The organism is Enterococcus sp. DIV1224 (assembly GCF_050555455.1).
Lineage (GTDB): Bacteria > Bacillota > Bacilli > Lactobacillales > Enterococcaceae > Enterococcus_B > Enterococcus_B lactis.
In genome coordinates, this window is record NZ_CP187859.1 from 798,017 (window position 1) to 813,211 (window position 15,195).

The following is a 15,195-nucleotide window of genomic DNA, read 5'->3' on the forward strand; positions in this document are numbered from 1 at the left end:
GAATTAAGAAGAGGGAAAGAGTGGTCCTTCTCCTTCTTGATTGTGGTAGACGAAAGGGGTAATTTTTATGTTTAGATATAATGTACGCGGCGAAAATATCGAAGTAACTGAAGCGATTCGCGACTACGTTGAGAAAAAAGTAGGCAAACTAGAACGCTATTTCAGTGACGCACCCGATGCTACGGCGCATGTGAACTTAAAAGTTTATACAGAAAAAACAGCAAAAGTGGAAGTAACGATCCCATTACCTTATCTTGTATTACGTGCCGAAGAAACTTCTCCAGATCTATACGCAAGTATCGATTTGGTTGTTGACAAATTGGAACGCCAAATCCGCAAATTCAAAACAAAAATCAATCGTAAATCCCGTGAAACGGGCATGAATACTGCAGATGCTGCTGTTTTATTCAATGGAGAGGAAGAAAACGAAAACGATTCTGAATTAGATATCGTACGTACAAAACGCCTTTCATTGAAACCAATGGACAGTGAAGAAGCAGTCTTACAAATGAACATGCTGGGACATAACTTCTTTATTTTTGAAGATGCAGAAACAAATGGTACAAGTATCGTTTACCGCCGAAAAGATGGAAAATACGGATTGATCGAAACAGACTGATCAGCCATACTTAAATAACATCAAAAACTTGCAGCAGCTGTCAATAACTGCCGCAAGTTTTTTTGAATTCGTCTCTTTTTTAGTTGAAATATGAATAAATTATGAAGTTCTTACTTTAATACGATTAAGATATTTCAATTATCTATAACTAATGATAAAATGAAAAGTAGAGTCTACATAGTCTGGATAATACACAGAAGGAAAAGGAGATTACACAACGCATGGCCAATTTGATTCGTTCACTTATCGAAAACGATAAGAAAGAACTAAAACGTTTAGATAGCATTGCAAAAAAAGTTGAATCATATGCTGACCAAATGGCAGCATTAACTGATGAACAATTACAAGCAAAAACTGCTGAATTCAAGAGCAGATACCAAAAAGGAGAAACATTAGATCAATTACTTCCGGAAGCTTTTGCAGTCGTTCGGGAAGCAGCAAAACGTGTATTGGGGTTATATCCATACCACGTACAATTGATGGGTGGGATCGTGCTTCACGATGGGAATATCCCTGAGATGCGTACTGGTGAAGGTAAAACCTTGACCGCAACGATGCCGGTGTATCTGAATGCGTTGACTGGCGAAGGGGTCCACGTAGTTACCGTCAATGAATACTTAGCAACCCGTGACTCGACGGAAATGGGCGAGCTTTATAATTTCTTAGGATTGACAGTTGGGTTGAATATCAACTCAAAATCTTCGGATGAAAAACGCGAGGCTTATAATTGCGATATCACTTATAGCACGAATAATGAATTAGGATTTGACTATTTGAGAGACAACATGGTCGTTTACCGTCATCAAATGGTACAACGTCCGCTGAATTATGCCATTGTCGATGAAGTTGACTCGATCTTGATTGATGAAGCGAGAACGCCGCTGATCATTTCAGGGCAAGCAGAAAAATCAACAGCTTTATATACAAGAGCAGACAACTTCGTGAAACGTTTGAAAGAAGAAGAAGATTACAAAATCGATATACAATCAAAAACAATCAGTTTAACTGAAGCAGGGATCGAAAAAGCTGAAGAAACATTCGGTTTGGACAACTTATATGACATTGAAAATACTGCATTGACCCATCACTTGGATCAAGCATTGAGAGCCAACTATATCATGCTTTTAGACATCGATTATGTTGTTCAAGATGGAAAAGTATTGATTGTTGACCAATTTACGGGCCGGATCATGGATGGACGCCGTTATTCAGATGGTCTTCATCAAGCGATCGAAGCTAAAGAAGGCGTAGAGATCGAAGACGAAACGAAAACGATGGCGACGATCACTTTCCAGAACTATTTCCGTATGTACAAGAAACTTGCGGGGATGACTGGTACAGCTAAGACAGAAGAGGAAGAGTTCAGAGAGATTTATAATATTCAAGTATACCAGATTCCCACAAACCGTCCGGTCATCCGCGACGATCGTCCAGATTTGCTTTACCCAACATTACAAAGCAAGTTCCATGCTGTCGTACAAGATATCAAAGATCGCTACCGCAAAGGACAGCCTGTCTTAGTCGGAACTGTTGCGGTTGAAACATCTGAGTTATTATCAGATATGCTGAATCAAGAACGTATTCCTCATGAAGTGCTGAATGCGAAAAATCACTTTAAAGAAGCAGAGATTATCATGAATGCGGGGCAAAAAGGCGCAGTGACGATTGCTACCAACATGGCTGGTCGGGGAACGGATATCAAGCTGGGGCTTGGCGTAAGAGAACTTGGTGGCCTAGCAGTTATCGGGACAGAACGACATGAATCTCGTCGTATCGATAACCAGCTTCGAGGGCGTGCAGGACGTCAAGGAGACCCTGGTATGTCACAATTCTACTTGTCTTTAGAAGATGATTTGATGAAACGATTCGGTTCAGAACGAATCAAAGCTTTCTTAGATCGAATGAAGATCGGTGACGAAGATGCTGTGATCCAAAGCAAGATGCTGACGAAACAAGTAGAATCTGCACAAAAACGCGTAGAAGGAAACAACTACGACACACGTAAGAACGTCTTGCAATACGATGACGTGATGCGTGAGCAACGTGAAGTAATCTATAAACAGCGCCAAGAAGTAATCATGGAAGAAAAAAGCTTATCTAAACCACTGATGAATATGGTCAAACGGACAATCAGTCGTGTGGTAGATGCGCATACGCAATTAGAAAAAGAAAATTGGAATTTGGAAAGTATCGTCGATTTTGCTGGCAGCACACTTGTCCATGAAGACAGTATTTCCCTTACAGATATCGAAGGAAAAAAACCTCAAGAAATCAAAGAATATCTAAACGAACGAGCACAAGAAGTATTCAATACCAAAGCAGCTCAATTGAACGGACCAGAGCAACTGCTGGAATTCGAAAAAGTCGTGATCTTACGTGTCGTGGATTCTAAATGGACAGATCATATCGATGCAATGGACCAATTACGTCAGTCAATCGGCTTGCGTGCCTATGGTCAAAACAATCCATTAGTTGAATACCAAACAGAAGGCTACAAGATGTTCGAAGATATGGTAGGTGCCATTGAATATGAAGTCACTCGTATCTTCATGAAAGCTGAGATCCGTCAAAACGTACAGCGTGAGCAAGTTTCTCAAGGAACAGCTTCTCACTCAGAAGATGGAGATGCCAAAGAAAATAGTAATACTAGCGCGAAAAAACAACCAATCCATGTGAACAAGGTCGGTAGAAATGATCCTTGTCCTTGTGGAAGCGGGAAAAAATATAAGAACTGTCACGGAAAAGATGCAAACTAATTTCTGACAGCAGGATTGGTGAGACAAATTCTTTTTTAAAGAATTCGTCTCACCTTCTTTCTGTTATTTGCTGATTCTGTTAGACTAGATATAATGAAAAAAGTATAGTGAAAGAAGGAAAAAAACATGGAAATATCCGAAATTCGAAATCTCCTGACAGAAATGCAGGAAAAGGTCACAAGCTTCAGGAGGTCTCTTTGACTTAGACCAGCTGGAAGAAGACATTGCGGAAGCAGAAGCAAAAATGGCTGAACCTGGTTTTTGGGATGATAGCGAAGCTGCTCAAAAAGTGATTAGTGAAAACAATGCAAATAAAGAAACTTATGATCAATTCCATTCTCTTGCTGAAGAACTGGAAGAAATCGAATTGATGGTGGAGATGTTGCAGGAAGAACCTGATGCAGCCATGCAAGAAGAAGCAGAAACACGTATCAATGCGCTAGATGAAAAAATGAAGACGTATGAATTATCTATGTTGTTAGATGGTCCTTATGATCGAAACAACGCCATCGTCGAATTGCATCCAGGGGCTGGCGGAACGGAGTCCCAAGACTGGGGCAGCATGCTTTTACGCATGTATACACGCTGGGCAGAGCAGCATGGGTATCAAGTAGAGACACTAGATTATCAAGCAGGTGATGAAGCAGGAATCAAGAGTGTGACCCTACTGATCAAAGGACACAACGCATTTGGTTATCTGAAATCAGAAAAAGGTGTTCATCGCCTTGTACGTATCTCGCCTTTTGACTCAGCGAAACGACGTCATACTTCTTTTTGTTCGGTAGATGTGATGCCAGAGCTTGATGAAACGATCGATATAGAAATCAATCCAGATGATTTGAAGATCGACACATATCGGGCAAGTGGCGCAGGTGGTCAGCACATCAATAAGACAGAGTCCGCTGTACGAATCACTCACTTGCCTACAGGGACAGTAGTAGCGAGTCAGGCACAACGTTCACAATTGAAAAACCGGGAACAAGCGATGGGGATGCTGAAAGCTAAGCTTTACCAATTAGAAGTGGAAAAGAAAGAACAAGAAGCAGCTGCACTGCGAGGAGAACAAAAAGAAATCGGCTGGGGATCACAGATCCGGTCTTATGTTTTCCATCCATATTCTATGGTAAAAGACCATCGGACAAACGTAGAGACAGGAAATGTCCAAGCTGTTATGGACGGAGACCTTGATTTATTTATTGACGGCTATTTGAAAATGCATCTGCAATAAGAGCCCTTTGTTAAATTGAAATAAAATTGTAAGATTTTGCAAGCAAGTTGAAACATTGCCATGCTATAATAGCTAAAGACTGAAAAAGATATGGAGAGAACGCCATGATTGAAATGAAGGATGTAATGAAGAAGTACTCAAACGGTACCACTGCTATCCGCAATCTCTCGATTGTCATCGAACAAGGAGAGTTTGTTTATGTTGTTGGTCCGTCTGGAGCTGGTAAATCTACATTCATCAAATTGATGTATCGAGAAGAAAAAGCTTCAAAAGGAACTTTGAACGTCGCAGGTCATGATCTAATAGCCATCAAAAACCGCGAAGTTCCTTATCTACGCAGAGAAATCGGCGTGGTGTTCCAAGACTATAAATTATTGCCAAGAAAAACAGTATATGAAAATGTTGCGTACGCCATGCAAGTTATCGGCAGAAAACCTCGGGATATCAAAAAACGAGTAATGGAAGTGCTGGATCTTGTTGGTTTGAAACACAAAGTCCGAGTCTTTCCTAGCGAATTATCTGGTGGGGAACAACAACGTGTTTCTATTGCCCGAGCAATCGTAAATACGCCTAAAGTACTTATCGCGGATGAACCGACAGGGAATCTGGATCCGGAAAACTCATGGGAAATCATGAAACTATTAGATCGGATCAATGCACAAGGAACAACTGTCGTGATGGCTACACATAACAGTACGATCGTAAATACGATTCGACACCGAGTAATTGCTATCGAAAACGGCCGCATTATTCGAGACCAAGCGGAAGGGGAATATGGATACGATGATTAGAACCTTTTTCCGCCATTTATTAGAAAGTATCAAGAGTTTGAAACGTAACGGCTGGATGACAGTAGCTTCGGTCAGTGCGGTAACGATCACGTTGACTTTAGTTGGCGTGTTCATGGCGGTCATCATGAACGCAACCAAACTAGCACAAGATATAGAAGGAAACGTGGATGTATCTGTGTTTGTAGACATTGGTACAAAAGACGAAGAGATGAAAAAACTAGAAAAAGAATTAAATGACTTAGATCATGTCAAAAAAGTCGAATTTTCAAGCAAAGAACAGGAATTGAAGAAAATCCAAAACGAAATGGGTGATTCTTGGAAATTGTTTGAAGGAGATAATAACCCGTTATATGATGTATACGTAGTAAGTGCTACCGATCCTTCTTATACAAAACAAGTAGCAGAAAAAGCGGCAGATTTGAAGAATGTTTCCCGTTCTGATTACGGTGGGGCTTCCTCAGATCGGATTTTCCAAATTGCTGGTGCAGTTCGAACATGGGGATTAGTTGCGGCGGCATTGCTGTTGTTTGTAGCAATGTTTCTCATTTCTAACACGATTCGGATCACGATTTTATCTAGACAGCGTGAAATTCAGATCATGCGTTTAGTAGGGGCAAAAAATGGATATATCCGCTGGCCGTTTTTCCTTGAAGGTGGTTGGATCGGCTTAATCGGTGCCATTCTTCCGATACTGATCATTACATTTGGTTACGCATGGTTTTACCAATTGATCAATCCGTCATTATTACGATCTCATTATTCATTGATCCATCCAGAAAATATCGTTTGGAAAATCAATCTTTTGATGGTCGGTATTGGTGTGATCATTGGTTCACTCGGCTCGATCATCTCTATGAGACGTTTCTTGAAATTCTAGTGTCACAAGATAAATATAATCAGAAAGTTGGACGATTTCGTTCCAGCTTTCTTTTTTTATTGGCTAAGTGGAGTAAATGGGGCGGCTTTTTTCCCTTTACTTTAAAAAACAACTTGGGTATTCTTAAGTTGGTAGAAAAAGAGGTGAAGCCGTGAAAATTATCGTTGACAATTTTTTTACGATCCTTTTGATTATGAATATTTTGCTTTCCTTTATTATCGTTTTTCGAGAAAGAAAGGAAACCGCGCAAACATGGGCATGGCTGCTCGTTTTGATGTTCATTCCAGTTGTAGGATTTATTTTATATATTTTTTTAGGAAGAGGGATTTCCAAAGAGAAAATCTTTGATTTGAAGATCCAAGGGAAAATCGGTAAGAATCTAGAAATCGAAGAAGACAAACAGGCATTGATGCGAGGACTTTACCCTCATCCGCCTACTGGACAAGTAGATGTGAAACAATTGATCTATATGCTTACTGTATTTGAAAGTACGCTTTATACGACTAAAAATGAAATCACTTTATTTACAGATGGTCGTGAAAAATTCGATGCGCTGATCGAGGATATCAAACAGGCAGAAGACCATATCCATTTCCAATATTATATTTACCGCAGTGATGCATTAGGTGAAGAAGTTCGAGAGGCATTGACAGAGGCAGCAAGACGCGGAGTAAAAGTCAGAGTCCTTCTTGATGCATGGGGTTCCACACAAGTTTCTTCTAGTTTTTTTCAGAATTTAAAAAAAGCTGGCGGAGAAGTCGCATTTTTCTTTCCTCTATTCGTTCCGTATATCAATCCTCGAATCAATTATCGCAATCATCGTAAAATCGTAGTGATTGATGGGAAAATCGGATATACAGGTGGGTTCAATGTTGGAAACGAATATCTAGGATTGGTAAAGAAATTTGGTTATTGGCGAGACAATCATCTGCGTATCTATGGAGAAGCGGTTTACACCTTGCAAAACCGTTTTTTGATGGACTGGAATTCTCAGCATACAAAAGAAGTAGGCTATTCACCGAAATTTTTCCCGTCCATTCATTCTACAGGTGATATGGCTGTTCAAATCGTGACAAGCGGACCAGATACTGAACATGAGCAAATCAAAATGACATATTTGAAAATGATTTCGTTAGCCAAACGGGAGATATTGATCCAAACGCCGTATTACATACCGGATGGATCGATTCATGAGGCATTGAAGTTGGCTCTTCTCTCAGGCGTAAAAGTCCATATCCAAATACCTAACAAACCAGATCATCTTCTCGTTTACTGGGCAACGTATTCTTTCGCTGCAGAGCTGATCGAGTATGGGGCAAGAATCGAAGCATATGAAAATGGATTTATCCATGCAAAGACGATGATTATCGATGGCGGCATCGTTTCCGTTGGTTCAGCTAATATCGACGTTCGCTCATTTAGATTGGATTTTGAGGTCAATACACTGATCTATGATGAACGAATGGCTTCTCGCGTAAGAAAAGCATTCTTTGAAGATTCAAAGATTTCGACGCATCTCACAAAAGAAGTGTATGAAAACCGAGGGATGATGATTAAGATGAAAGAAGGATTAGCAAGACTGATTTCGCCGCTCCTTTAAAATACAAAAAGGACAGGAGAGCCATCAATAGATGGAGATCTCGTGTCCTTTTCTCTCGGGGCCATTTCTGAGAGTACGTCAGAAATGGAGAAAGCGTCTCGCATGAGCGAAATTAACTTTGGGGTATCTCTTGTTTTTTGGGGAAAGCAAGAAATAAGCTAATATATGCTATTAAAAGAGACACATTTCAAAGCCAGTATAGCATAGAAACTTTTAATGAGATAGCTTTTTTTGCAATTATGAGAATTTATTTTGTTATTTAATGATTTTGATTCGTTTTCATCAAGTAATGAAAATGATAGAATAAACATACTTTAGGATTAAAGGAGATTTCTAATGAAAAAACTAAAATTGTTCTTACCAATAATAGGATTAGCTATTCTTTTATCAGGCTGTTCAAAGTGGATTGATCGAGGAGAATCCATTACTGCAGTTGGCTCTTCTGCCTTACAGCCTTTAGTAGAAACGGTTGCTGAAACCTACCAGACAGAAAATCCTGGAAAATTCATCAATGTACAAGGGGGCGGAAGCGGAACTGGGTTGTCTCAAGTACAGTCAGGAGCAGTCGATATCGGAAATTCTGATTTATTCGCGGAAGAAAAATCAGGGATTGATGCTTCGGCATTAGTCGATCATCGAGTAGCAGTTGTTGGAATTACTCCTATTGTGAACAAGGATATTGGCGTAAAAGATATCAGTATGGAAAACCTGAAAAAATTATTTACGGGCGAGATCAAAAACTGGAGTGAAGTCGGTGGGAAAGATCAGCCAGTAGTTATATTGAACCGTGCATCAGGAAGCGGGACCCGTAGTACGTTTGAAAAATGGGTATTGGACGGAGAAACAGCTGTTCAGGCACAGGAACAAGATTCAAGCGGAATGGTGCGCCAAATCGTTGCGGACACACCCGGAGCAATTAGCTATGTTGCTTTTTCTTACGTTTCCGATGATGTGGATACGTTGAACGTTAACGGTGTGGAACCAACAGATGAAAATGTGACAACGAACAAATGGACGATTTGGGCATATGAGCATATGTACACAAGAGACCATCCAAAAAAACTGACAAAAGAATTTTTAGACTATATCTTATCTGATGAAGTACAAGATAATATTGTCGGAGAGCTAGGCTATATCCCTGTTTCACATATGAAAGTTGAACGTGATTGGCAAGGAAACATTGTTAAAGAGTAATCTTTACACAAAATTTACAAACTTAGCTAAACTTTTACATGTTATTAAAACCAAATTGATGTTCAATTTGTACACTGAGTGAGTATGTTAAACCTGATTAAGGGGGAGTCATCTGTGGAAGATGTGAAAAAAGTATTATTAACAAAATCAAAACGTTCAAAAATGGAACAGCGCGGAAAATTTATTAGTTTTTTATGTATCGCGCTGATCGTGTTGGTTGTATTATCTATTTTTTATTTTGTCGCTAGTAAAGGTTTGGCCACCTTTTTTACTGATAAGATCAATGTATTTGATTTTCTGTTTGGTACAGATTGGAATCCGAGCCAAATCGGAGCAAATGGGAAACCAATGGTAGGGGCATTGCCTATGATCACAGGTTCATTTATTGTGACTTTTTTATCAGCTATCGTTGCCACACCATTTGCTATCGGAGCAGCAGTATTCATGACGGAGATTTCTCCTAAAAACGGAACGAAGATCTTGCAACCGGTCATCGAACTACTTGTAGGTATTCCATCTGTCGTTTACGGATTTATCGGTCTATCTGTTATCGTTCCTTTTGTTAGAAGTATCTTTGGCGGGACAGGGTTCGGTATCTTAGCTGGTACATTTGTGTTATTCGTTATGATCTTACCGACTGTCACAACGATGACTGTGGATGCATTAAAGGCAGTGCCACGGCACTATCGGGAAGCTTCATTAGCGCTAGGTGCCACAAGATGGCAAACAATCTACAAAGTGGTGCTGCGAGCAGCAGTGCCCGGGATTTTAACAGCAGTCGTTTTTGGTATGGCTCGTGCGTTTGGCGAAGCCTTAGCTATCCAAATGGTTATTGGTAATGCGGCATTAATGCCAACAGGACTTACTACTCCTGCTTCTACATTGACGTCCATCTTGACAATGGGAATCGGAAATACAATCATGGGAACAGTTGAAAATAATGTGTTATGGTCATTAGCGCTGATCTTGCTATTGATGTCATTATTCTTTAATATCGTGATCCGTATGATTGGGAAGAAAGGAGAGCTGAAATAATGAACGCAAAACGCTCAGATAAAATTGCTACAGGTGTTCTATATGTGGTTTCAGGGATCATCGTATTGATCTTAGCAGCTTTATTACTTTATATCTTAGTTCGAGGAATACCGCACATTTCATGGTCTTTCTTGACTGAACCTTCCAAAGCCTACCAAGAAGGCGGTGGTATCGGGATTCAACTGTTTAACTCGATTTATTTGCTTTTGATTACCATGATCATCAGTTTTCCTATTTCTTTAGGTGCGGGTATCTATCTTTCAGAATATGCCGGAAAAAACTGGCTGACAGACGTGATCCGTACGTCTATCGAGATCTTGAGTTCTTTGCCTTCTGTTGTTGTCGGTTTATTCGGTTTCTTGGTTTTCGTTATTCAATTCCAGTATGGTTTCTCAATCATTTCTGGTGCATTGGCTTTGACCGTATTCAACCTGCCTCTTTTGACTCGAACGGTCGAGGAATCTTTACAAGCGGTCCATTACACACAACGAGAAGCTGGATTGGCGTTAGGTTTGTCACGCTGGGAAACAGTGATAAAAGTGGTTGTTCCAGAAGCAACACCAGGAATTTTGACTGGTGTGATCCTAAGTTCAGGAAGAATTTTTGGTGAAGCTGCCGCATTGATTTATACAGCTGGTCAAAGCGCGCCAGCATTAGATTTTACGAACTGGAATCCATTAAGTGTTTCTAGTCCGATTAGCATTTTCCGCCAAGCTGAAACACTGGCTGTCCATATTTGGAAGATCAACACAGAAGGTACGATGCCTGATGGTGTTTCTGTTTCGGCTGGTGCTTCTGCCGTGTTGATCATTGCTGTTTTACTGTTCAACTTCGGCGCTCGTGCGATTGGCAAACGATTATACCGAAAAATGACTTCAGCCTAAGGAGAAGAAGTAAGATGAAAAAATATAATTGGAATGAAACAAATGTCATTACCATGCCAAAAGAGAAGGAAGTAGCATTATATACGAATGATCTTCATGTTTGGTATGGCGACAATGAAGCAATCAAGGGAGTGGATCTAGAGTTCGAAAAAAATAAGATCACTGCATTGATTGGCCCCTCTGGCTGCGGAAAATCCACGTATCTTCGTTCTTTGAATCGTATGAATGATGGGATCGCTAATACGAAAATCACTGGAAAGATCATGTATAAAGACGTGGATATCAATGCGCCTCAAGTGGATGTTTATGAAATGCGCAAACGGATCGGCATGGTGTTCCAACGCCCCAACCCTTTTAGCAAATCGATTTATGACAATATAACTTTTGCTTTGAAACAACATGGTGAAAAAAACAAGAAGAAATTAGATGAAATCGTTGAAACAAGCTTGAAACAAGCAGCTTTGTGGGATCAAGTAAAAGATAGCTTGGATAAAAGTGCTTTGGCTTTATCTGGCGGACAACAGCAACGTTTGTGTATCGCTCGTGCAATTGCGATGAAACCCGATATCTTGCTGTTAGACGAGCCGGCAAGTGCCTTGGATCCTATTTCGACAGGAACGGTTGAAGAAACACTTGTAAACTTGAAAGAAGACTACACGATCATCATCGTGACGCATAATATGCAACAAGCAGCTCGTATCAGCGACTACACTGCCTTTTTCTATCTAGGAAAAGTAATGGAATATGACAAAACAAACAAGATATTTACCAGACCAAAAATTCAGGCAACCGAAGATTATGTGTCCGGTCATTTTGGTTAAGACGGAGGCCTCAACATGACAAAAGAAATTATCTCATCCAAAGATCTTCATCTGTATTATGGAAAGAAAGAAGCACTAAAGGGAATCGATCTAAGTTTCAATCAAGGTGAAATCACAGCGATGATCGGTCCTTCTGGTTGCGGGAAATCTACCTATCTACGTTCGTTGAATCGAATGAACGATCTGATTCCAAATGTAACGATCACCGGAAGTGTTTTATATAAAGACAAAGACATCTATGGTCCGAAAACAGATGTTGTTGAACTAAGAAAAGAAATCGGCATGGTGTTCCAGCAGCCAAATCCATTTCCTTTTTCTATTTATGAAAATGTCATCTATGGATTGAAGTTAAAAGGAGAAAAAGATAAAAAAGTCCTTGATCAAGTAGTGGAAGAAAGTCTGAAGGCAGCGTCTGTTTGGGAGGATGTGAAGGATAAACTGCATAAAAGTGCCTTGTCTTTATCCGGTGGGCAGCAGCAGCGTGTATGTATCGCACGTGTTTTGGCAGTGAATCCCGAAATCATCTTATTGGATGAACCAACTAGTGCACTTGACCCTGTTTCTACTGGGAAAATCGAAAGTATGCTGTTAGAATTAAGAGAGCGGTATACGATGATCATCGTGACCCATAATATGTCTCAAGCTTCACGTATTTCAGATAAGACGGCATTCTTTTTAGATGGTCACTTGATCGAATACAACGATACGAAGAAGATATTCATGAATCCAGAAAAACAAGAGACAGAAGATTATATTTCAGGTCGATTTGGATAAGGAGGAAACGGAATGCTACGTACACAATTTGAAGAAGAATTGCTGAATCTCCATAATCAGTTCTACGAAATGGGGATGATGGTGAGCAGCGCTGTGCACAAGTCAGTTCGTGCATACATCAAACACGATAAAATCTTAGCTCAAGAAGTTATCGAAAACGATATAAATATCAATAATATGGAAACGCGTTTGGAGAAAAAAAGTTTTGAAATGATTGCATTGCAACAGCCAGTTACAACTGACTTGCGTATGATTATCACGGTCATGAAAGCTAGCTCTGATTTAGAACGTATGGCCGATCATGCGGTGTCCGTTGCTAAATCTACAATCCGCGTAAAAGGACAGACGAGAATACCGGAAATCGAAAAAGAGATCTCCGATATGTCCGATTACGTGAAAAAAATGGTGGACAACGTCCTAGTTGCATATGTCAAAACAGACGAAAAAGACGCGCGTACGATCGCCAATATGGATCAAAGAGTCAATGACTATTTCAATCGAATCTATAATGCAACCATCAAAAACATGCAAGAAAATCCTGAAACAGTCATCAGTGGAACAGACTATTTGAATGTTGCCAGTTATCTAGAACGAATCGGAGACTATGTGACAAACATCTGTGAATGGATCGTCTACTTGGCTACAGGGAAAATCACTGAGTTAAATACGAACCACAATGAGATTTTCTAAACTGAAGTTGTGATTCTGCTGTTTATTCGGGAATAGGGTTTGTGACAAAACATGTCACAAACCCTTTTCATTATTCCAATAGAAAGGATAAAGAATGCAAAAAAAGATTAGCATCATCATCACTCTATTTTTTATTTGTATACTTGCTTCATGGTTTATTCAGCGTCAAGCTGCTCTATATGACGTACCTGTTATCGAGATCGAAAGAGTGAGAATAGAAGAGGATCAGCAATTGATTACAGGAAGATTGATGAACACGGACCAAAAAGGAGAAGTGATTTCTTTATCGGCTCCTTATCAAAAAAATCAAATCGAAACAGCAAATATAACAACAAGACAAATCTATCTTGTCCAAATGCATGGAGATGAATGGCAACTAGTAGCAAAAAAAAATGATGGCTGGCTTTTTTTCTTTACAAGTATCTTCATTGGCACCATGTTGCTTATTGGTGGAAAACAGGGTGTATTTGCTTTGGGAAGTCTCATCGTCAACATCGTTTTACTTTTACTTTTGTTGCTCCTCTTTACCAAAACAGAAGGTATTTCTCTCTTAAATATAGCAATCTTATTTGTCGTTATAGGGATAATCGTTAGTATATTGGCGTTAGACGGATGGAATAGAAGCAGTATAATCAAAATTTCGGCTGCAGTTACAAGTGTTTTTTTAGCATTTTTTATTTGTCTTTTGACAATGAATCATTGGAAAGATCAAGGACTGCGCTATGAAGAACTGAATTATCTGACACGACCGTATCGTTCTGTTTTTCTTTCCAGCGTGCTGATTGGGACAGCTGGAGGGACACTGGATACCGTGATCACAGTCATTGCGACATTAGAAGAATTGACCAAGCAACAACCGAAAATATCAGCGAAACAGTTATGGCTTTCAGGAAGGCAAGTGGGCCGAGATGTGATTGGTTCGATGGCTAATATCCTTTTATTCGTCTATATCAGCGGAGCGATTCCATCGCTTCTGTTATATTTAGGAAATCAATGGTCTTTCAAAGAAACGGTAGAACAACATTTATCATTAGAATTTTTACGCGTCATTGCTGGCAGCTTAGGAATAGTATTATCAATCCCCATCGCGGTCCTCTTTTTTCTCGCTGTAAGGAGGTTAAAAAAATGAATGTACTTATTATACTTGTTGGGATTTTTGCAATTAGTGTGCTATTTGTCGGTGGTACGCAAGGTATGTATATTCTTTTAGGATTATTCATTAATTTAGGAATCTTTTTCCTATTATTATTCGGCTATCATCAGAAGTGGCCGATATTGGTATTGTCGATTATAGGATTCCTATTGATCGCTGTGGTTATCTTATTTTTTATCAACGGTTATAATCTGAAAATGCGAGCCGCTTTTGCCAGTATACTGATCTTTTTGTTTTGTTTCCTACTATTGATTCCTATCACTGATTTTTTAGCGATCCAAGGGTTTACTTCGATAGAACTAGAAGAACTATCTGGCTTAGATAAGACGTTAGCAATTGATTTTAGACTACTTGCGAGGTCGTTGCTTCTGATCAGTCTTAGCGGTGCTGTTTTAGATGCGAGTGTAGCGATTTCTAGTGGAACATTCGAAGTATATCAGGCAAATCCGCATTTGTCTTTTAACCAATTGCGCCATGCTAGTTTTGCCATTGCTAAAAAAATATTGGCGTCAACAGTGATGACTCTTCTTTTTGCGTTTATGGGGAGTTCTTTAGCGTTGATTCTTTGGTTCATTGATTTAGACATTCCTTTTCAGCAAATAATCAATGAAAAATCATTTGTCTTGGAATATACGATGGCTATCCTTACCACATTGGCCGCACTACTTGTCCTGCCCTTAACTTGCGTGACTACAGCATATCTCTTTACAAAAAAGAAAGAACATCTCAAGATGGAGTAAAAGTTACAACTTAAGTCCTATGACATTTTTACT

The 15,195-nt window shown here is 39.6% G+C and carries 14 protein-coding genes; all 14 read left to right on the top strand.

What is annotated here, in order from left to right:
- Positions 1-67: 67 nt before the first annotated feature.
- The 14 genes from hpf to IGK53_RS03850 all read left to right on the top strand — a co-directional run bounded on the left by hpf (position 68) and on the right by IGK53_RS03850 (position 15,162).
- Positions 68-619 (top strand): ribosome hibernation-promoting factor, HPF/YfiA family, encoded by a 552-nt coding sequence (hpf, locus tag IGK53_RS03785; protein ID WP_002292771.1) that lies wholly within the window; start codon positions 68-70, stop codon positions 617-619.
- A 221-nt stretch (positions 620-840) separates the two neighbouring features.
- A complete protein-coding gene (gene secA / locus IGK53_RS03790) occupies positions 841-3,375 on the top strand; it encodes a preprotein translocase subunit SecA (RefSeq protein WP_002292770.1) in 2,535 nt (844 codons plus the stop codon).
- 126 nt (positions 3,376-3,501) lie between these two features.
- Positions 3,502-4,603 (top strand): peptide chain release factor 2 gene (prfB, locus tag IGK53_RS03795; protein WP_096948712.1). Its coding sequence is split into 2 segments (ribosomal slippage): positions 3,502-3,573 and positions 3,575-4,603, totalling 1,101 coding nucleotides; the frame shifts between segments, so codons are not numbered across the junction.
- A gap of 104 nt (positions 4,604-4,707) precedes the next feature.
- Positions 4,708-5,394, top strand: a complete 687-nt coding sequence (gene ftsE / locus IGK53_RS03800) for a cell division ATP-binding protein FtsE (protein WP_002292768.1) — start codon at positions 4,708-4,710, stop codon at positions 5,392-5,394.
- Positions 5,387-6,271 carry a permease-like cell division protein FtsX gene (gene ftsX, locus IGK53_RS03805; RefSeq protein WP_002292767.1) on the top strand — a complete coding sequence of 295 codons (885 nt, stop codon included), beginning with the start codon at positions 5,387-5,389 and terminating at the stop codon, positions 6,269-6,271. The genes ftsE and ftsX overlap by 8 nt, the downstream gene beginning before the upstream one ends.
- 151 nt (positions 6,272-6,422) lie before the next feature.
- A complete protein-coding gene (gene cls, locus IGK53_RS03810) occupies positions 6,423-7,871 on the top strand; it encodes a cardiolipin synthase (protein WP_047929528.1) in 1,449 nt (482 codons plus the stop codon).
- A 336-nt stretch (positions 7,872-8,207) separates the two neighbouring features.
- A complete protein-coding gene (locus tag IGK53_RS03815) occupies positions 8,208-9,065 on the top strand; it encodes a phosphate ABC transporter substrate-binding protein PstS (RefSeq protein WP_002292763.1) in 858 nt (285 codons plus the stop codon).
- 114 nt (positions 9,066-9,179) lie between these two features.
- The gene (pstC, locus tag IGK53_RS03820) at positions 9,180-10,100 is read left to right on the top strand and encodes a phosphate ABC transporter permease subunit PstC (RefSeq protein WP_002292761.1); all 921 of its coding nucleotides are present in this window, start codon (positions 9,180-9,182) and stop codon (positions 10,098-10,100) included.
- A complete protein-coding gene (gene pstA / locus IGK53_RS03825) occupies positions 10,100-10,984 on the top strand; it encodes a phosphate ABC transporter permease PstA (protein WP_002292759.1) in 885 nt (294 codons plus the stop codon). The genes pstC and pstA overlap by 1 nt, the downstream gene beginning before the upstream one ends.
- Positions 10,985-10,998: 14 nt before the next feature.
- A complete protein-coding gene (pstB, locus tag IGK53_RS03830; protein ID WP_002292758.1) occupies positions 10,999-11,805 on the top strand; it encodes a phosphate ABC transporter ATP-binding protein PstB in 807 nt (268 codons plus the stop codon).
- Positions 11,806-11,820: 15 nt separating this feature from the next.
- Entirely contained in the window at positions 11,821-12,579 is a 759-nt protein-coding gene (gene pstB, locus IGK53_RS03835; RefSeq protein WP_002292757.1) for a phosphate ABC transporter ATP-binding protein PstB, read from the top strand.
- A 12-nt stretch (positions 12,580-12,591) separates the two neighbouring features.
- Positions 12,592-13,269 (top strand): phosphate signaling complex protein PhoU, encoded by a 678-nt coding sequence (phoU, locus tag IGK53_RS03840; protein WP_002289490.1) that lies wholly within the window; start codon positions 12,592-12,594, stop codon positions 13,267-13,269.
- A 94-nt stretch (positions 13,270-13,363) separates the two neighbouring features.
- Complete coding sequence (locus IGK53_RS03845; protein WP_002292755.1) at positions 13,364-14,398, top strand: YibE/F family protein; 1,035 nt, start codon at positions 13,364-13,366, stop codon at positions 14,396-14,398.
- Positions 14,395-15,162: a YibE/F family protein gene (locus IGK53_RS03850; RefSeq protein ID WP_002292754.1), complete on the top strand. Its 768-nt coding sequence runs from the start codon at positions 14,395-14,397 to the stop codon at positions 15,160-15,162. Before IGK53_RS03845 ends, IGK53_RS03850 begins: the two co-directional genes overlap by 4 nt.
- Positions 15,163-15,195: the final 33 nt, after the last annotated feature.